Source organism: Sphingopyxis sp. OPL5, from assembly GCF_003797775.2.
Taxonomy (GTDB): Bacteria; Pseudomonadota; Alphaproteobacteria; order Sphingomonadales; family Sphingomonadaceae; genus Sphingopyxis.
In genome coordinates this window covers 3026759-3045962 of the sequence record NZ_CP060725.1, presented here as the reverse complement: position 1 = coordinate 3045962, position 19204 = coordinate 3026759, and the positions used below count along the sequence as shown (strand labels likewise).

18 protein-coding genes, 1 tRNA gene and 1 pseudogene are annotated in these 19204 nt (G+C 65.3%); 16 read left to right on the top strand and 4 right to left on the bottom strand.

Annotated elements, in window-relative coordinates; translation table 11 throughout:
* Positions 1-52 precede the first annotated feature (52 nt).
* The 6 genes from EEB18_RS14670 (at position 53) to EEB18_RS14645 (ending at position 8039) form a co-directional block, all read left to right on the top strand.
* Positions 53-1300, top strand: a complete 1248-nt coding sequence (locus tag EEB18_RS14670; RefSeq protein ID WP_187669008.1) for an acyl-CoA dehydrogenase family protein — start codon at positions 53-55, stop codon at positions 1298-1300.
* A 13-nt stretch (positions 1301-1313) separates the two neighbouring features.
* Complete coding sequence (locus tag EEB18_RS14665) at positions 1314-1793, top strand: MarR family winged helix-turn-helix transcriptional regulator (RefSeq protein WP_187140604.1); 480 nt, start codon at positions 1314-1316, stop codon at positions 1791-1793.
* Between the two features lie 201 nt (positions 1794-1994).
* Positions 1995-3746: an N-acyl-D-amino-acid deacylase family protein gene (locus EEB18_RS14660; RefSeq protein ID WP_187140603.1), complete on the top strand. Its 1752-nt coding sequence runs from the start codon at positions 1995-1997 to the stop codon at positions 3744-3746.
* Between the two features lie 47 nt (positions 3747-3793).
* Complete coding sequence (locus EEB18_RS14655; RefSeq protein ID WP_187140602.1) at positions 3794-5995, top strand: TonB-dependent receptor; 2202 nt, start codon at positions 3794-3796, stop codon at positions 5993-5995.
* A 76-nt stretch (positions 5996-6071) separates the two neighbouring features.
* Positions 6072-6833 (top strand): SDR family NAD(P)-dependent oxidoreductase, encoded by a 762-nt coding sequence (locus EEB18_RS14650; RefSeq protein ID WP_187140601.1) that lies wholly within the window; start codon positions 6072-6074, stop codon positions 6831-6833.
* A 24-nt stretch (positions 6834-6857) separates the two neighbouring features.
* A complete protein-coding gene (locus EEB18_RS14645) occupies positions 6858-8039 on the top strand; it encodes an aminoglycoside phosphotransferase family protein (RefSeq protein ID WP_187140600.1) in 1182 nt (393 codons plus the stop codon).
* Positions 8040-8045: 6 nt separating this feature from the next.
* On the opposite strand, the gene EEB18_RS14640 is transcribed toward EEB18_RS14645, so the two are convergent.
* A complete protein-coding gene (locus tag EEB18_RS14640) occupies positions 8046-8630 on the bottom strand; it encodes a TetR/AcrR family transcriptional regulator (protein ID WP_187669007.1) in 585 nt (194 codons plus the stop codon).
* Between the two features lie 129 nt (positions 8631-8759).
* Here EEB18_RS14640 and EEB18_RS14635 point away from each other — a divergent pair, with 129 nt between their 5' ends.
* From EEB18_RS14635 to EEB18_RS14600, 8 genes and pseudogenes are all read left to right on the top strand, one after another.
* Positions 8760-10058, top strand: coding sequence for a cytochrome P450 (locus EEB18_RS14635; RefSeq protein ID WP_222943103.1), 1299 nt, complete (start codon positions 8760-8762; stop codon positions 10056-10058).
* Between the two features lie 21 nt (positions 10059-10079).
* On the top strand, positions 10080-11501 hold the full coding sequence (locus EEB18_RS14630; protein ID WP_187140598.1) for a coniferyl aldehyde dehydrogenase: 1422 nt from the start codon (positions 10080-10082) through the stop codon (positions 11499-11501).
* Positions 11502-11511: 10 nt separating this feature from the next.
* Positions 11512-13053 carry an acyl-CoA synthetase gene (locus EEB18_RS14625; protein ID WP_187140597.1) on the top strand — a complete coding sequence of 514 codons (1542 nt, stop codon included), beginning with the start codon at positions 11512-11514 and terminating at the stop codon, positions 13051-13053.
* 7 nt (positions 13054-13060) lie between these two features.
* Positions 13061-14158: pseudogene (locus EEB18_RS22755) on the top strand (AMP-binding protein); the annotation flags it as partial.
* Positions 14141-14659, top strand: coding sequence for an AMP-binding enzyme (locus EEB18_RS22840; RefSeq protein ID WP_410468135.1), 519 nt, complete (start codon positions 14141-14143; stop codon positions 14657-14659). The pseudogene EEB18_RS22755 and the gene EEB18_RS22840, both read left to right, overlap by 18 nt.
* Complete coding sequence (locus tag EEB18_RS14610) at positions 14656-15354, top strand: glutathione S-transferase N-terminal domain-containing protein (protein WP_187140594.1); 699 nt, start codon at positions 14656-14658, stop codon at positions 15352-15354. The genes EEB18_RS22840 and EEB18_RS14610 overlap by 4 nt, the downstream gene beginning before the upstream one ends.
* A complete protein-coding gene (locus tag EEB18_RS14605; RefSeq protein ID WP_187140593.1) occupies positions 15351-15965 on the top strand; it encodes a 2-hydroxychromene-2-carboxylate isomerase in 615 nt (204 codons plus the stop codon). The genes EEB18_RS14610 and EEB18_RS14605 overlap by 4 nt, the downstream gene beginning before the upstream one ends.
* 59 nt (positions 15966-16024) lie before the next feature.
* Positions 16025-16747, top strand: coding sequence for an enoyl-CoA hydratase/isomerase family protein (locus tag EEB18_RS14600; protein ID WP_187140592.1), 723 nt, complete (start codon positions 16025-16027; stop codon positions 16745-16747).
* Positions 16748-16923: 176 nt separating this feature from the next.
* On the opposite strand, the gene EEB18_RS14595 is transcribed toward EEB18_RS14600, so the two are convergent.
* Positions 16924-17000: transfer RNA gene (locus EEB18_RS14595), tRNA-Arg, on the bottom strand.
* A gap of 72 nt (positions 17001-17072) precedes the next feature.
* On the opposite strand from EEB18_RS14595, the gene EEB18_RS14590 reads away from it, so the two are divergent.
* Together EEB18_RS14590 and EEB18_RS14585 are read left to right on the top strand one after the other, a co-directional pair.
* Complete coding sequence (locus EEB18_RS14590; RefSeq protein WP_187140591.1) at positions 17073-17861, top strand: queuosine precursor transporter; 789 nt, start codon at positions 17073-17075, stop codon at positions 17859-17861.
* Positions 17862-17865: 4 nt separating this feature from the next.
* Complete coding sequence (locus tag EEB18_RS14585; RefSeq protein WP_187140590.1) at positions 17866-18240, top strand: hypothetical protein; 375 nt, start codon at positions 17866-17868, stop codon at positions 18238-18240.
* Here the strand turns inward: EEB18_RS14585 and purQ are convergent.
* Positions 18202-18867, bottom strand: a complete 666-nt coding sequence (gene purQ, locus EEB18_RS14580) for a phosphoribosylformylglycinamidine synthase subunit PurQ (protein ID WP_187140589.1) — start codon at positions 18865-18867, stop codon at positions 18202-18204. The two genes, EEB18_RS14585 and purQ, sit on opposite strands and share 39 nt — an antisense overlap.
* Before the next feature lie 14 nt (positions 18868-18881).
* Positions 18882-19112 (bottom strand): phosphoribosylformylglycinamidine synthase subunit PurS, encoded by a 231-nt coding sequence (purS, locus tag EEB18_RS14575; protein WP_056346005.1) that lies wholly within the window; start codon positions 19110-19112, stop codon positions 18882-18884.
* Between the last annotated feature and the right edge of the window lie 92 nt (positions 19113-19204).

Below are 19204 nucleotides of genomic sequence, written 5' to 3'. Positions count from 1 at the left end.
GTCAACCTAGTTGACATTATTCCTGCCTTCGTCCTATGCCGGGGCAAACAGGATGGAGATGATGATGCCCGAACGCCTCGCCGACCGCCGGATTCCCGCCGGCGACGATTTCCTCTCGCGCGACGAAATCGATGCGATCACTCCCGAAGGGCTTATCGCCCGGATGCAGGCGCTCAAGCCGCTCGTCGCCGAGCGCGCGGCGGCGGCCGAACGCGAACGCCGCCCCGACGACGAGGTGTGGGCCGCGCTGCGCAAAAGCGGCTATTTCTACCTCTATGTGCCGCGCCGCTTCGGCGGGCTCGAATATGACCCCGACACCTATATCAGCGCGACCTTGCCGATCGCCGAAGCTTGTCCCTCGACCGGCTGGACCTCCTGCTTCGCGGCCGAACATAATTGGCTGATCGCGCAGATGCCCGAGGCGACGCAGGCCGAAGTCTGGGGCCGCACCCCCTATGTCATCGCCCCGAGCGCGGCCTCGCCGCCCGGAATCGCCACCCCCGTCGACGGCGGCTTTCGCCTCAGCGGGCGCTGGAAATGGGGCACCGTCGTCATGCACGCCGACTGGATCATGCTCAACGCGCTCGAACCCGTCGAGGGCGGCCCGCCGGTGGTGCGCATGATGCTGCTCCGCGCCGAAGAAGTGACCGTCCTCGACACCTGGCGGATGGCCGGCATGGCGGCGACGGGCAGCAACGACATCCTCGTCGAGGACGTCTTCATTCCCGAAGCCTATCAGTTCGCGGTGCAGCCGGTGCGCTCGGGCCGCGGCAACGGCCGCGCGGTCCATGGCCCCGGCCTCTACGGATCGCCGATGCTGCCCAATCTTTGCGTTACCGCCGCCATCCCGGCCCTGGGTGCCGCGCGGCAGGCGGTGCAGCTGTGCCGCGAGCGGCTCGGGCAGCACGTCAAGCTCGGCAGTACGAGCACGAGTGTCGAAAAGCCGGCAGGACAGATGCGCCTCGCGCGCGCCGACCTGCTCGCGCGCTCGGCCGAGCGCACGATCCGCGCCGCGGCGCGCGAGAATCTGCTGCTTGGCGAAATCGACGAGCCCGAACAGACGACCGAGCGGATACGCCTGCGCGCCGAAATCGCGATCGCCGTCCAGCAATGTGTCGAGGCGGTGCGGACCTGCTGCGAAGCGGTCGGGTCGAGCGTCCACGCGCTCGACAATCCGATGCAGCGCCTGCTCCGCGACGTCCAGGTGATGCAGAGCCACATCGTCTACGACCTCGATGTCGCGACCGAACTCCATGGTCGCGCGCTGGTCGGGCTGCCGCCTAACTCGCTGCTCCTCTAGGGAGGCCCGGCGGATGGCAGGGGCGCGACGCGAGTTCTGGGGCCTCGACGACAGCATCGGCTATCTCGCCCGCATCGCGTTCCGCCGCTTTTCGATGGTCGTCGATCGGCGGATTGCCCGCCATGGCCTGGCCGCCGGCCAATTGAGCCTGCTCTGCAATCTCTCGGCCGAAAACGGCCTGGCCCAGCATGTCCTGGGCGCCCGGCTCGGAATATCCGAGGCCACCGTCACCGTCGCGGTGCGGCGACTCGAAGTGCTTGGCCTGCTCGACCGAAGGGTCAACCGCGGCAATCGCCGCGAAACGCTCGTTTTTGCGACCGAGCGCGGCTACGCGGTCGCGCTCGCGCTCGGCGACGTCGCGGGTGAGATCGACCGGGTCGCAAGCCGCGGCTTGTCTCCCTGTGAAATCCGGACGCTGGTCGAGCTGCTGGGGCGTGTGACGCAGAATCTGCACGACGAGTCCCAGAGGATCTCAGGACGCACGTCGACATAGCGCTCCGCCACGTCACCGACTTTGACACCCGGCGCCACCCACGACTTATCCCTGCAACCCAGAAAACCGCGCCGGGAGACCTAGTCCTGCGCCCGACGCTCTTCGGACGCTCTTCGTTTGACATATGACATCAATCGTTATATGATCTATCTCCGAAGACGGTAAGAGCGCCCGCAGAGGGGGCCTGCCCGGGAGAGTGACATGCAAAAATTCGACTGCGTAATTCGCAACGGCCGCATCATCGACGGCACCGGCGCTCCCGAGCGCAGCGGCGATGTCGGCATCATCGCGGGGCGCGTCGCCAAGATCGGCAACCTGTCCGCGGCCATCGCCGACGAAGTGATCGACGCCGCCGGCAAGATCGTCGCGCCGGGCCATATCACGCAGCACGCCCATTATGACGCCGCGGTCTTCTGGAGCCCGTCGTGCATGGACTCGGGCGAGCAGGGTGTGACCTCGATCCTGAACGCCAATTGCGGCTTCAGCATCGCACCGGTCCGCGCCGCCGACCGCGAGCGGACCATGTTGATGCTCTCGACGACCGAGCAGATTCCGGTCGAGCAGCAGCGGCTGGCGCTGCCCTGGAATTGGGAGAGCTTTCCCGAATTTCTCGAAACGATGCGCGCGCTGCCGAAGAGCGTGAACATCATGACCTATCTACCGCTCAACCCGCTGCTGATCTATGTCATGGGCATCGACGCCGCGAAAAGCCGGCGTCCGACAGCGGCAGAGATCGCCGAGATGCACCGCCTGATCAACGAGGCGATGGACGTCGGCGCCATCGGCATCTCGATGTCGATCATGGGCCTCGACGGCAATTCGCACCTCGACTTCGACGGCACGGCGATGCCGACCGACGCGATGCACGACGACGATGTCGTCGAAATCTGCCGCGCGCTCGCCGACCGCGGCGAAGGCATCATCCAGCTGCTCGCGCAGATCGGCGGCTTCGGCAATCCGGGGCTGACCGAAAAGGTCGCGCGCATGGCCAAGGGCAGCGGCGTAAGGATCATCCACAATATCTTCCTCGCGATCGACGGCATGCCCGAGATCATCGATGCCGACCTTGCCTGGCTCGACAAGCTGCGCGGCGAAGGCCTCGACATCTGCGGCGCGACCCTTCTCTATGCGGGTTGGGTCGAAGCGGGCATTCGCGATCTCGACACGGCGGCCGGCCAGCTATGGGGGGTTCGCCGCCTGATCGCCGCGCAGACCGACGACGACATCCGCGCGCTGCTGGCCGACGAGAATTTCGTCCGTAAGTTCGCCGAGGATTATGCGCAGAACGGCCCGTCGAATGGCGCCGGCGGCTTCGAAGGGCAGATCGTCATCGAAGTCGGCGATGCGCCCGACTTGCAGCCCTATCTGAACCGCGACCTCGCGAGCATCGCCGCAGAGCTCGGCCAATCGGTCGTCGAGACGCTGTGCGACCTCGCGCTGCGGTCGAGCCTCGAGCTCCAGATCAAGTCGCTTCCCTATTCGGCAACCGACGCCTCGCTCGGCGCCCGGCTGCTGGCGCATCCGGCGGTCGCCTGCGGCGTTTCGGACGGCGGCGCGCACACCAAGGCCTTTTCCAGCGGATGCTATGGTACCGACTTCCTGATCCGCACGGTGCGCGAACAGAAGGTGATGAGCCTCGAGGAGGCGCATTATCAGCTCAGCTTCAAGATCGCCCGGATGCTCGGGATCGAGGGGCGCGGCGCGATCCTGCCCGGCCATCATGCCGACATCATCATCTATGATCTGGACGCGCTGCACCTCGACCGCAGCCGGCACCGGATCGTCCACGACCTTCCCGGCGGCGACTGGCGCCGCCTCGTCGACGCCGGCGGATACAGCCGCGTCCTGGTGAACGGGGAAACGACCTTTATCGACGGCAAGCCAACGGGTTCGGTGCCTGGACGGCTGATCGGCGGCGAAGAGCAAGACGAATGGGCGGTCGCGGCCGAATAGCCACGCCGACCCGTCAACGACATAAAACAACTATTGGGAGGGTATCGATGAATACCAGACTGCTTCTGTGCACCGGCACCGCGATGGCGCTGGCAGGATTGGCAACGCCGGCAATGGCGCAATCGGACGCTACCGCGCCTGCGGCCAGCAGCGACGACGGTGGATCAAGCGACGGCGAAATCGTCGTTACCGCGCTGAAACGATCGCAGAATCTGCAGGACATTCCCGCCGCTATCTCGGCCGTGTCGAGCGAGCAGCTTCAGCAGCGCGGGATCGACAGTATCGAGAGCCTGACCAGCGCGGTTCCCAATCTCGATTTCGGCGAGCATGCCGGCACCACCCTGATCTCGATCCGCGGCGTCGGGTCGATCGTCGATTCGGGCGTCACCGAGCCGACCGTCGCCACCTATGTCGACGGCGTCTTCATGCCGCGCGCTACCATGGGCTATCTGCGCGCGGTCGATCTCGACCGGATCGAAGTGCTGCGCGGGCCGCAGGGCACGCTTTATGGGCGCAACGCCACGGGCGGCGCGATCAACTTCATCGCCAAGGAGCCGACGCGCGACTTCACCGCCGGCTTCAACCTGTCGACCGGTAGCTACGACGCGTTCGGCGCCAGCGCTTATGTGTCGGGCCCGCTGTCCGACACTCTCTCGGTCCGGGTGAGCGGCGGCCATGAGGAAGACAAGGGTTTCGTCCGTCTGCTGCCCGGCAACGGCCATATCGGCGATCAGAACAGCGAATATGTCCGGGGTGCGATCAAGTTCGAGCCGAGCAGTGACCTGACCATCGACCTGTGGGCGCGTTACGAGGAATCCAATGGCGGCGGAGCGTATCAGCAGCTGTTCACGCCGACCTTCCTCCCGACCACCGGCCAGACCACCGAGCCGAACCAGATTTACGGCGACTGGCCCTATATCCTCGACACCAAGACGTTCATCGCGTCGGGCAAGATCGACGCACAGTTGTCCGACAGCATCGCGCTGCGTTCGATCACCAGCTATGTCGACCACAAGAGCCGCGTCGATTTCGACGCCGATGCGACCGACGTGCCCTTCTTCTACGCCACCAATTTCAAGCGGCCGTCCGAATCCTTCGGCCAGGAACTGTCGCTGATCGGTGATGGCGACAAGTTCGAATGGATCCTCGGCGCCTATTATTTCACCGAAAAGGCGGGCAATTCACTGCCGCTCGGCCTCGGCGCGGCGGCGGCGGGCGGCTTCGGAGTCCTGCCCGACACCCAGCTGACGCAGAGCGTCGGCACCGATACCGATTCGATCGCGATCTTCGCTGACGGCACCTATTCGGTCACCGACGCGTTCCGCATCAACCTCGGCCTGCGGTTCAACCACGAGAAGAAGAATTTCTCGCAGGACCTGTTCCTGCGCCTGCCCGACGGGACGATCGTGCCGCTGGCGACCGACGTGCCGTCGTCGATCAAGGCGAACCGCTTCCTGCCCAAGGTCAATCTGCAATATGATTTCTCGGACGGCGTGTCGGCCTATGCGCAATATTCGCGCGGCTTCAAATCGGGCGGCGCCAACCTGCCCGGCGGCGGTGGTGAACTCCTGGGCGCGGCAGGCATCTACCGGCCGGAGGTCCTCGACGCGTTCGAAATCGGCCTCAAGACGCAGACCGACGATCGCCGCCTGACCGCCAATTTTGCGGGCTTCTATTATGACTACAAGAATCTGCAGGTCACGATCACCCGGCCGCCGGCGGTCACGCTGGTGCAGAATGCGCCGGCGACGATCTACGGCCTCGAGGGTGAGTTCAAATTCCGCGTCAACGACGCCTTCACGATCGACGCCTCGGCGAACTGGCTGCACGCCCGGTTCCGCGACTTCCTGTCGATCGACGATGCGCGTCCCGCCCTCGGCCAGATCAACCTCGACGGCATGCAGCTGCCCCACGCGCCCAATTTCTCGGGGTCGATCGGGGCGCAATATCGCACCGAATTCTCGAGCGGTTTCCTGTCGTCGCTGACCTTGCGCGCCGACGCTTCCTATCGCAGCAAGACGGTGCTGCGCTATTTCGGCCAGCCGCAGGATGTCCAGAAGGGCTATGAACTCGTCGACCTGTCGGCGACGCTCGGCGCCCTCGACGACAAGGTGCGGCTGCGCGTCTTCGTCAACAATGTCACCGACCAGCTTTACCGCCAGAATGCGACCTACCTCGTCACCGGCGCCTATTATGGCAATTACGCCCGGCCGCGGACGTGGGGCACACAGCTGTCGGTCGATTTCTGACGCGTCGGTGACCGAAGGGGATATCGGCTCTCCCCGCCTCCCCCTTCGGGACCGGCCAACAGCCAAGGAATGAGCCATGTTTGAACTCGACGGCAAGGTCGCGCTCGTCACCGGCGCGGCCAAGGGCATCGGCGCGCATAGCGCGAAGCTGCTCGCCGCAGCCGGCGCGACGGTGGTCGCGACCGATATCGATCCGGCCGGCGCCGCACCCGACGGCGGCCGCTTCCTCGTCCAGGATGTGACCGATGCCGGGCAATGGGCGGAAGTGATCGGCTCGATCGCCGCGACTGAGGGCCGGCTCGATATCCTCGTCAACAATGCCGGGATGATCCTCAACAAGCCCGTGCTCGCGACGACGGTCGAGGAATATCGCCGCGTCCAGGCGGTCAATGTCGACAGCATCTGGTTCTCGATCCAGGCGGCCGCGCCCCTCATGGCGCAGGCGGGAGGGGCCTCGATCATCAATCTGTCGTCGATCTACGGCCAGATCGCCGGCCCGATGCAAGCGGCCTATTCGGCGAGCAAGGGCGCGGTGCGCATGTTGAGCAAGGCGGTGGCGGTCGAATTCGGGCGCGCGGGGAACGGCATCCGCGTCAATTCGGTCCACCCCGGCCCGGTCGATACCGACCTCGGCCGCAGCGGACTTGCCCCCGGCATCGCTGCGGGACGGTTCCGGTCCGAAGACGAGGCCAAAGCCTATGTCGCGACGATGTTCCCGATGGGCCGCTGGGTCGAGACCGACGATGTCGCCGGGGCGATCCTGTTCCTTGCCTCCGATGCCGCGCGCTATGTCACCGGGACCGAACTGACGGTCGATGGGGGCTATTCGATCCTTTGACCTTTTCGATCGGGGAATGCGCCAATGCTGTCCAGCCTGACCCTGCCGCTCCGCAAGGCCGAGATTGCGCTCCGCGCGCGCTATGATGCGGCCGCACGGCCGACGGCGCGGGGCATAGACGACATCCCCTGGAGCTGGGAAGCGATCACGCCCGAATGGCTGACGGCGACATTGTGCCGCGACGTCCCCGGCGGGGCGGTGCTGGGCGTGCGCGCCACCGAGGGGTCGGTCGGATCGTCGACCCGGCAGGGCTTCGACCTCGACCTCAACGATGCGGCGCGCGCCGCGGGCGTGCCCGACCGCATCTTCACCAAGTCGACGCCGATCCTCATGCAGCGGCTGTTGCTCGGGCTGTCGAACTGCCTGTTCGGCGAGGTCGGCTTCTATCGCGACTTCCGCCCGGAGATCGAGATGGAGGCGCCGCGCGGCTATTGGGCCTGTGTCGCGCCGCGCTCGATGCGCTCGATGATCGTGATGGAGGATGTCGTCGCGACGCGCCAGGCCGAGTTCAACATGGCCGGCGACGCGATCACGCAGCAAGAGATGGAGAGCCTGCTGTCGGGACTCGCACGCCTCCACGCGCGTTTCTGGCGCGACGCATCGCTGACGCAGCATCGCTGGCTGCGCGACACGCCGACCTATCTGGGCGACAATCATCGCTTCCTGCGCATGGCCCATTGGGCGGGGGTCGGCATGGACGCGGCGCCCCAGTTGATTCCTGACGGCGTGCGCGGACGGATCGACGATATCTGGGCCGGGGTGGTGCGCCGCAACGCGCAGGACGCCCGCGAAGGCCATGTCACCCTGCTCCATGGCGACGCGCATATCGCGCAAACCTATCGCACCGGCGATGGCGCCATGGGCTTTTGCGACTGGCAGGTGATGCTGCGGGGCCCTTGGGCGTGGGACGTCAGCTATATTCTGTCCACCGGCCTCGAAATCGCCGATCGCCGCAATTGGGAGCGCGCGCTGCTAGCCTCCTATATCGAAGAGCTCGCCGCGGCGGGCGGCCCGGCGCTCGATCCCGCCGCGGCATGGGACGCCTATAGCGCGCATATCCCCTATGCCTTTCTCGCCTGGGCCTTCACCATCGGTCACAACAGCATGGGTCAGGCGGTGCAGCCCGAGCAGACGACACGGCGGCTTGTCGAGCGGACCGCTGCGGCGATGGCCGACCTGGGGTCGATCGACCTGAACGGCGCATAGTCCAGTCTATCGGACGATCGACGGGACGAAGAAGTCGCGAAGCATTTCGATCTGCTGCGCCTCGCTATAGTCGCTTCGCATGTTGATCATCGCGTGGACGTTGCGCACCCACTGCACGATCTTGTCGTTGTCGATGCCGTCGCGAATCCGTCCTTCCGCGCGCGCACGATCCAGAACGGGACTCCAGATATCGAGCATCAGCTGCTGGATCATCGGCGAACCGCGGAACATATATTGATCGACGCCATGGTCCGCCTGCTGCTGGATTTCATACAGAAGCTTGTCGCTTCGGCCCACTGCGAGCGATTGCAGGGTGCCGTGAACCAACGTCTCTTCGATGTCGTCATGGGTGGCAAACATCGACACGAGTTTTTTCGCCGCGGCCTGAATCCGAACCTCCGCCACGGCCTCCAGCAATATCGTGCGGGTCTCGAACAGGCGGTGAATGGTCTGCCGGGTCACGCCCAGCTTGCGCGCGACGTCGATCATCGACGTTTTCGCGACGCCGAAATGCTCGAGGCATTCGGTGGCCGCTTCGATCACCTGCTCGCGCGTCAGCGGGTTCTTATTGCTACCCAAAATTTCCCCCATGTTCCTGTGATGTGTCTTTGACAGGATTTTTCCCGGTCGCTCAACCATTCTCCTTCATTTGACATAGGACTATTAGTGTCATATGACAACATCATGGGCTTCAGACCCGTATGGGAGATTGAAATGGATATGGCGCGCGAACACCCCGCTGGTGATCTGGATGACGCCTGCAACCTCGCCTCGACGGCCCTGGAGGCAAAAGCCGTCGGCAATCTGCTCGTCGATCCGCGCTTTCATTCCGACCCCGCCGCCTATCACGCGCTGCTGCGCCGCTTGCGCGCCGAAGCCCCGGTTTTCTGGGTCGAGCCCGACGACTATGCGCCTTTCTGGATCGTGACCAGGCACGCCGATGTGATGCAGGTGGAGCGGGCGATGGACATCTTCGTCAACGGCCCGCGCGTGATGCTGCGCAAGACGGCGGTCGACGAGCAGATCCGCAAGGTGACGGGCGGGCGCCCCTTCCTGTTGAACCAGCTGCCCAACATGGACGGCGACGAGCATCGGCTGCATCGCAAGCTGACCCAGGCCTGGTTCGCCCCGGGGCGGATCAAGATACTCGACGAGGAACTGCGCGGCTATGCGCGCGACCTGTTCGACCGCACCCTCGACGGCGACGGGCGCTGCGATTTCATGCGCGCGGTCGCCAGCTGGTATCCGCTGCGCGTCATCATGCGGATCATCGGCGTCCCGGCCGAGGACGAAGCCCTGATGCTCAAGATGACGCAGCAGCTGTTCGGTCCCGACGACCCCGAAATCAAGACCGAGAAGATCGACGTCATTTCCACGGTGCAGGGGTTTTTCGATTATTTCCGCGCGCTGCTCGAATCGCGCCGCACGGCGCCCGCCGACGACCTCGCCACCCTGCTCGCGCAGGCGGAGATCGGCGAGAAGGAAGCGCTGTCCTATTTCATCCTCGCCGCGACCGCCGGTCACGATACCACCAGCGCCTCGATCGCGGGCGGCACACTCGCGCTGCTCCAGAATCCCGAGCAGTTCGACCGGCTGCGGGGCGACATGTCGCTCCTGCCGTCGGCGGTCGACGAAATGATCCGCTGGGTCTCGCCGGTCACCCATTTCTTCCGCACGCCGACCGAGGATTATGAGCTGCGCGGCCAGGCGATCGGCGCCGGCCAGGCGATGATGATGTGCTACCCCTCGGCCAATCGCGACGAAGAGGTGTTCGACGAGCCTTACCGCTTCGACATCGGGCGGCCGCCGCACCGGCATCTGGCGTTCGGCTATGGTCCACATGTCTGCCTCGGCCAGCATCTCGCCCGGATGGAGATGCGGATATTCTTCGAGGAGCTGTTCGCGCGCATCGACGGGCTCGAACTCGACGGCGATCCGCGCTGGATCCAGACCAATTTCGTGGGTGGGCTGAAAAGCCTGCCGGTCCGCTACACATCCCGCGCCGCTGTCGCGGCCTGATCCTATCCGGCAGGAAACCCCATGACCGACATGCTCGCCCTTCTCCAGCGGCAGCGCCGCGCCCAGCTGGCCGACGGTCCGCCCGATGCGGCCTTGCGCATCGATCGGATCGATCGCTGCATCGCACTGCTCAAGGAAAATTCGTCGGCCTTCGAGCAGGCGATGAGCGACGATTTCGGCAATCGCTCGCCTTACGCCTCTGCGCTCACCGATATCATGACGCCGGTCGGTGCGCTCCAGCATGCCCGCAAGCATCTGCGCGGCTGGATGAAGCCGGAGAAGCGACAAGTCGATCCCTGGCTGCTCGGCCTGCTCGGCGCCAAGGCGCGGATCCTGTTCCAGCCGAAAGGCGTCGTCGGTGTCGTCAGTCCCTGGAACTTCCCGGTCGGTCTGGTCTTTTCGCCGCTTGCGTCGGTGTTGGCCGCCGGCAACCGGGCGATCGTCAAGCCGTCCGAATATACGCCGCGCACCGCCGACCTGATGCAGACACTGATCGAGCAACGCTTCGACGCGAGCGAACTCGCGGTGGTGACCGGCGGACCCGATGTCGGGGCGTCCTTTGCCGCGCTTCCTTTCGATCATTTGATCTTTACCGGCGCAGGATCGGTCGCGGCACATGTGCTGCGCGCCGCCGCCGACAATCTGGTCCCCGTCACGCTCGAACTGGGAGGGAAAAGCCCCGTCGTCATCGGCAAGGGCGTCGACATGCCGACCGCGGCGGCGCGTATCATGGCGGGCAAGGTGCTGAACGCCGGCCAGATCTGCCTCGCCCCCGACCATGTCTATGTGCCCGAAGAACAGCGCGACGCCTTCGTCGCGGCCGCCACCGCGGCGACGGCGCAGATGCTGCCCACGATCCGCGACAATGAAGATTATACGGCGATCATCTCCGACCGGCACCTCGGCCGGCTGCAATCCTATCTCGCCGACGCCGCCGCAAAGGGGGCAAGGATCGTCAAAATCAACCCGGCAAACGAAGCGCTCGACCAGCAGGAGCACCGCAAGCTCGCACCGACGCTCATCCTCGATGCGACCCCCGACATGGCGGTGATGCAGGAGGAGATTTTCGGCCCGCTGTTGCCGGTGATGACCTATCGCGCCCTCGACACCGTCGTCGAACAGGTAAATGCCGCCGACCGGCCGCTCGCCCTCTATTATTTCGGCAGCGACACCCAAGAGCTCAACGTGCTGCAAACACAAACAACCTCGGGCGGCATTTGCGTCAACGACGTCATCATGCACTGCGCGCAGGAAAACCTGCCGTTCGGCGGCATCGGACCGTCGGGCATGGGCGCCTATCACGGCCGCGACGGCTTTCTCGAATTCAGCCACCGCAAGGCGGTCTATCACCAGATCAAGCGCGATCTCGGCCCGCTGCTCACCTTGCGGCCACCCTATGGCGATGCCGTGCGCAAACTGATCCGCTCGACAATCGGCGCCTGAGACCCGCGCGATGCATCCTTCGATCCACGCCGCCACGCACCCCGGAAAGCCCGCCTGCATCATGGCGGAGACCGGCGAAGCGCTGACCTATGGCAAACTCGACGCGCGTTCGAACCAGCTGGCCCATTTCCTCCGCGCGCAGGACGTCATGCCTGGCGACACCATCGCGATCGTCCTCGAGAATTCGCCCTGGCTGTTCATATCGGCGTGGGCCGCCCAGCGCGCGGGCGTCTATTTCGCCTGCCTGTCCTATCGTCTGTCGGGTGACGACCTTGGCTACATATTCCGCGACAGCGGCGCGAAGCTGGTCATCGGCTCGCAGGCGACGCAGGCCGTCATCGATGCCGCGACCTTCGATGGTCCGGTGCTGTATGTCGACGCGCCGCAGGGCGAGCAGCGACCGCTCGGCGAACTGATCGGCACCTGGCCCGCGACGCCGATCGCCGATGAAATGGCCGGTTCGGACATGCTCTATTCGTCGGGCACAACCGGCCGGCCCAAGGGCGTCAAACAGCCGTTCGTGCCTGATCTGCCGATCGCTCGCCCGTCGCCCCTGCTCGGTGTCGCGCAAACCCGCTTCGGCATGGGCGCCGACAGCGTCTATCTGTCGCCGGCACCGCTCTATCATGCGGGGCCGCTGCGCTGGTCGATGCTGGTGCAACGGCTGGGCGGGACGGTCGTCGTGATGGAGAAGTTCGACGCCGAGGCCGCGCTTGCCTCGATCGAGCGACACCGCGTGACCGTCGCGCAATGGGTGCCGACCCATTTCTCACGACTGCTCCAGCTGCCCGACACGGTGCGAGCCGCCCATGATCTATCGAGCCTGACCGTCGCACTGCACGCCGCCGCCCCTTGCCCGGTGCCGGTCAAGCAGCGCATGCTCGACTGGTGGGGCCCGATCGTCCACGAATATTATGGCGGGACAGAGAATAACGGGCTGACGATGATCGGCCCCGAGGAATGGCGGCAGCGGCCCGGTTCGGTCGGCCGCGCTTTCGTCGGCGAAGTGAGAATCTGCGACGACGACGGTGCAACGCGTCCCGCAGGCGTGATCGGCGACGTCTATTTTGCTGGGGGACAGAATTTCGAATATCACAACGACCCCGCCAAGACGCGCAGCGCCTTTAACGACCAGGGCTGGTCGACGCTCGGCGACATTGGCTATCTCGACGCCGACGGCTATCTGTTCCTGACCGACCGCAAGAATTTCACGATCATTTCGGGCGGCGTGAACATCTATCCGCAGGAGATCGAGAATGCGCTCGGCGAACATCCCGCCATCGCCGATGTCGCGGTGTTCGGTGCGCCCGATCCCGACTTTGGCGAGCGCGTCGTCGCGGTTGCGGAATTGATCGCGGGCGTCATGGCCTCGGACGAACTTGCCGAGGATATCCGACGATTCGCCCGCGACCGGCTCGGCGGCCTCAAGGCGCCGAAGCAGGTCGATTTCATCGACGCATTGCCGCGCGAGCCGACGGGTAAATTGTTCAAGAAGAAGCTGGTCGAAGATTATCGGCAACGCGCCGAACACGGAAATCAAGCCGCAGGATGAGGATCGAATGAGCAACCGCGCCAACGATATCGCCCGACTGATCGCGCAAAAGGCGGCCGCAAAACCCGACTTTCCGGCGCTGACCTTCGTCCATGTCGAGCCCGATGGCAGCCTGTCCGACGAGCGGCGCAATTTCGCCGAACTGTGGGACCGCGGCGCCCGGCTGGCGCTCTGGCTTCAGCAACGGGGCGTCGACCCCGGCGACAGCGTAGTCCTGATGCTCAAGAACCGCCCGCAGTTCGTGGAAGCGATGGTGGCGGCGGCATTGACCGGTTCGATCTTCGTCCCGCTCGACACCCGGAGCATGGGCGAAAAGCTCGCTTATATGATCAACCATGTCGCGGCGACCGCGATCATCGCGGAAGCGGCCGCGCTGCCCGCACTCGACACCGTCGCGGAACAGCTTGGGTCACGACCCCCGGTGCTGGTGGTCGACACGGCCTCAGCGCCGCGGAATTTCCCTGCGGCCGATTACGCCGCCGACCTCCCCGGCGACGCCGTTGGGCTGGTGCCCGTGATCCCCGACCCGACCTCGCCGATGTATCTGATGTTCACCTCCGGCACGACGGGCAACCCCAAGGCGGTCGTGCGGACCCACGCGTAATATATGCGCGGCATGAAGGGGCTGCGCGCGCTGGGGGTCGACGATGGCGATACGCTCTACACGGGCCTGCCGCTCTGCCACACCAATGCCCATTCGACCCTTGCAGCGGGCCTGGCGATGGAGTTGCCGGTCGTCTTCAGCCGGCAGTTCACCAAGAGCCGGCTATGGGATGTCTGCCGGGCCTATCGTTGCACGGTCTTTACCCTGCTCGGCGGAATGATCCCCGAAGTCTTCGCGGTGCCGCCCAAGAGCGACGACCGCGACAATCCCGTGCGGCTGGTGATCGCGTCGGGCATGCCCGCAAAATTGTGGGAGGCGTATGAGACGCGCTTCGGGGTCACGATCACCGAAGTCTATGGCAGCACCGAGAATGGCGGGACGCTGATCAACCGCATGGGCGATGGGCCGCGCGGTTCAATGGGCAAACCGCCGCCGACGCTGGTTGCCGCGATCCTCGACGACGACGACCAGGTCTGCGCGCCGATGGTCCCGGGGCATCTCTGCTTCCGCAAGGCCGATGGCGGGTCCGAGGCCGTGACCTATTGTCGCAACGAAAAGGCGAGCGCCGAGAAGGTGACCGGGGGCTGGTTCCGCTCGGGCGACATGGCCTATGCCGACGCCGAGGGCTGGTTTTATTTCCTGCACCGCGCCGGCGGCGGCATTCGCCGCAACGGCGACTTCGTCAATGCGACGCTGGTCGAAACCGTGCTTGCGCAGCACCGGGCGGTGCGCGACGTCTATGTCTATGGCGTCGAGACTGCGGCCAATGTCGCCGGCGAGCGGACATTGGTCGCCGCGGTCGTCCTCGATACCGGCGACGCACTGGACGGCGTCCGGCAGTGGGCGGCCGATCATTTGCAGCGCAGCGAGATCCCCGAGATCTGGCAGTTCCTGCCCGCGATTCCCAAGACGGTGTCCGAAAAGCCCGTCGAGCGCGACTGTATCGCGCTGCTGCACGCCGCCGGCCTCGTCGAGCCGGCACCAGCGGAGGTTCCGGCATGATCGAATTGTTCACCGCGCCGACGCCGAACGGCTGGAAAATCTCGGTCATGCTCGAGGAATGCGGACTTCCCTATGAGGTCCGGTGGGTCAACATCGGCAAGGGCGACCAGTTCAAACCCGAATTCCTCGCGATCAGCCCGAACAACCGCATCCCGGCGATCGTCGATCACGCACCGGCGGATGGCGGCGAACCGATCTCGATTTTCGAGACGGGCGCGATCCTCGTCTATCTGGCGGAAAAGACGGGGCGCTTCCTCCCGGCCGATGTGCGCGGTCGCAAGGCGGTGCTCGAATGGCTGTTCTGGCAGGTCGGCGGACTCGGGCCGATGCTCGGCCAGCACGGCCATTTCAAGCTCTATGCTCCCGAGCGCATCGCCTATGCCACCGACCGCTACCGGAACGAGACGTTGCGCCTTTATGGCGTCCTCGACCGCCAACTGGCCCAGAGCGCCCATGTGGCGGGCGCGGATTATACGATCGCCGACATGGCCTGCTTCCCCTGGATACAGACTTACAAGGCACAGGAGGTCGACCTCGCCGCCTTCGTACACCTGCGGCGATGGTATGATGTGGTGAAACAGCGGCCGGGACTGCGCCGCGGCATGGACGTCGGCCGCAAGCAGATAAACCGCCGCCCGCAGGACGACGCCGAAACCCGCAAACTGCTGTTCGGCATCAGGGACGATCGGGCATGACACCGCAGGTGGAAATCTTCTTCGACCTGTCCTCGCCCTGGACGCGGATCGCGGTCCACAACTTTCGGCTATGGTCGGCCGACAAGGATGTCGATGTCGTCTGGCGTCCCTTTCTGGTCGGTGGAGTATTCAACGCGGTCAACGACAGCGTCTATGCCGGGCGACAGAGCCCGGACAATCCCAAGGTCCGCCTGACCTATGTATGGCTCAGGGAATGGGCCAAGCTCGCCGGGGTCGCGATGAATTTCCCGTCGCCGCATCACCCGGTCAAGTCGGTGCACGCGATGCGTTTCTGCTGCGCGATCGAGGGGGATCAGGCGGCGCTGCTCCGCTTCGCCGAAGGGGCGTTCGACGCCTATTTTGCCGATCAGCAGAATATCGACGATCCCGCGGTGCTGATCGCCATCGCCAGGGCCGCGGACCTCGACAGCGAGCAGCTCGCCGAGCAGGCGCAGACCGCCGAAATCAGGGCGCGGCTGCGCGACAACACGCAGGACGCCATCGACCGCGGGGCCTTCGGCTCGCCGACCTTTTTCGTCGAAAGGAAGTTCATGTATTTCGGGAACGACCAGATTCCGCTGGTCCAGCAACGGATCGAACAATGTCGCTAGAAGGCCGAACCGAAGCGGTCGCCGTCGATATCGCGGGCGACACCGCCGTCGTTCGCTTCATGCCGGCCGGGGACGGCACGATCTCGAACCGGGGCGCGGCGCTCCTCGGCGACGCGCTCGCGCGGCTGCTCGCCGACCGCGCGGTTCGGGCGGTCGTAATAACGGGGGCGGCCGACGGCATTTTTATCCGTCACGCCAATCTCGGCCAGATCGTCCGGGCCGCGAGGGCGCTCGAACAGGGTGCGGACCGCAACGCCTTTCTCGACTCGCCCTTCAGCCGGCTCGGCAAACTGCTCGACGCTGCGGAAAAGCCGGTGATCGCCGCGATCAACGGAACCTGCATGGGTGGCGGCCTCGAAATCGCGCTCGCGTGCACGATGCGCATAGCGCAGCGCGGCGTCACCGCGATCGGCCTTCCCGAGACGCGGCTGGGGATTCCGCCGGGTGCCGGTGGGCCGCAGCGGCTCGCGCGTCTGATCGGCGCGCACCGCACGAGACTGTTCGTGCTCGAAGGACGCGTCATCGACGCCGACGAGGCTCTCAATCTCGGCATAGTCGATGCGCTCGCCGACGACACGGTCGCCGAAGCCCTGCGGCGCGCCGGCCCGCTCAATCGAGCGTCAGCGCCGGTCGTAGCTGAGATTATGCGCCAAACGCGGCCGGACGACAGCGACGCCCTTGAAAGCAACCTGCTCGGCTTCGCGGATTGCCTTCAACTCGAGGGCGCTGGCGATACCATCGAACGGATAGAGCAATCACGAGGGGCTATCGAGTTTCTATAATCCGTCCGCGCGCAATTTCGTCGTCAGGCTGGGCAGTGGAGGCTACGGCTATCATGTTCCATCCGTGATCCAGGGACACGCCGTGACACCGAGGAAATGCGCAGAAATGCGTGGAAAATGTTGGCACATCGTGCGACACATCAATGCCAAAAATATGCGCTAGGCCATTGAAAATATGGTGCGCCCGGCAGGATTCGAACCTGCGACCACCCGCTTAGAAGGCGGGTGCTCTATCCAGCTGAGCTACGGGCGCATGCACAGAGGCTGTGGATCGCGCGAATAGCGCGGTTTGCGCGGGGCGCAAAGCAGGATAAGCAAGACGGCGATGACCGACACCGCCCAACCCGCACACGCGCCCGCCCGCACCAATGCCGCCGCGGTGCGGCATTTCCGTTATTACGACCTGGTGATGGCCGCCTTCGTCGCGATCCTGCTGCTGTCGAACATCATCGGGGCGTCAAAACTGGCCGAGGTCGGCCCGCTGACATTCGGCGCCGGCATCCTGTTCTTTCCGCTCGGTTACGTCATCGGCGACGTGCTGACCGAGGTTTATGGCTATGCCCGCGCGCGGCGGGTGATCTGGACCGGTTTTGCCGCGCTGGTGTTCATGGCAGTGATGAGCTGGGTCGTGCTCGCGATGCCGCCGGCGGCCGACTGGTGGTGCCAGGGAACCGAGACGCTGGCGGTGAAGGGCGATGCCGGCGCGAGCAGCGGCGCATTGTGCCAGGCCACTTATGTCAGCACCTTCGGCAACGCCTGGCGGCTGGTCGTCGCGTCGATCGTCGCCTTCTGGGCGGGCGAATTCGTCAACAGCTTCGTGCTCGCGCGGATGAAGATCGCGACCGAGGGCAAGCATCTGTGGATGCGCACGATCGGATCGACCGTCGTCGGACAGGGCGTCGACAGCCTGATCTTTTACCCCGTCGCCTTCCTCGGCATCTGGACCACCGAGCAGGTGGTGCTGGTTATGGTGACCAACTGGGCGATGAAGGTCGCGTGGGAAGCGGTGCTGACCCCGGTGACTTACGTGGTCGTCGGCGCGCTCAAGCGCCGCGAAGGGGTCGACATCTTCGACGAGGGCACCGATTTCAGCCCGTTCAAGGCCAAGGTCTGATCCGATGTTCGCCGAAGCGTCCTTCCTCTACCAGCAGTTCAAACTGGTGCTGATCGACGGCAGCGGCCTGAGCAAGGACGCGCTGCACATCTATGCCGGCATGGGGGTCTATCTGATCGTCCGCGCCGGGCTGCGGCGCCCGGCATGGATGGCGTGGGGCGCGGTGGTCGCGGTCGCGCTGGCGGGCGAATGGCTCGACGTGCAGGGCGAATATATCCGCGGGCTGCTCGCCCCCGAACCCGGCCATTGGCACGATATCTGGAACACCGCCTTCTGGCCGACGGCGCTGGCGCTGGTCGAACGCTGGTGGCCGCGACGCGAGGCCGCAGCGCCCGAGGCGTCAGGCGAGAACGCCGAGCGCGGCCTCGAACAGGCGTAGCCCGTCGGTACCGCCGTGCGCGCGGTCGATCGCGCGTTCGGGGTGCGGCATCATGCCGAGCACATTGCCCGCATCGTTGAGCACGCCCGCGATATTGCGCGCCGAACCGTTGACGCTGTCGGCGTAGCGGAACGCCACGCGCCCCTCGCCTTCCAGCCAGTCAAGCGTGGCCTCGTCGGCGAAATAATTGCCGTCGTGATGCGCGACCGGAATGTCGATCGCCTCATCGGCCTTGTACGCTGCGGTGAACAAAGACTGGCTGTTCGCGACGGTCAGCGGCACGGTACGGCAGACGAAGTTGAGCCCCGCGTTGCGCATCAGCGCGCCGGGGAGCAACTGCGCCTCGGTCAGCACCTGGAAGCCGTTGCACACGCCGAGCACCGGCACACCGCGCGCCGCGGCGGCGGTCACTGCGGCAAGGATCGGCGAGCGCGCCGCCATCGCGCCCGAGCGCAGATAATCGCCATAGGAAAAGCCGCCGGGCAGCGCGATGAAGTCGATGCCGTCGGGCAATTCGGTGTCGCGGTGCCAGACCATCGCGGGCGCCCGGCCGGTGACGGTCCGCAGCGCGACCGCCATGTCGCGATCGCAGTTGGAGCCGGGAAAGACGATGACGGCGGTCTTCATGGCTCTGGGTCCCTTCAGGCGCGCTGGATGCGGTAGTTTTCGATCACGGTGTTCGCGAGCAGCTTGGCGCACATCGCGTCGAGATCGGCATCGCTGACGCTGTCGGCGACTTCGAGTTCGATGAAGCGCCCGGCGCGGACATCGTCGACCCCGGCGAAACCCAAGCCTTCGAGCGCATGGTGGATCGCCTTGCCCTGCGGATCGAGCACCCCGGGTTTCAGCGTCACATAGACCTGGACTTTCATGGGGCGGACCTTTGCTGCGGAGGGCGAGGAAGATGGGCGCGCCTATGCCCGCGAATCACTTGGCGGGCAAGGGCGGGACCTCAAGAAAATGC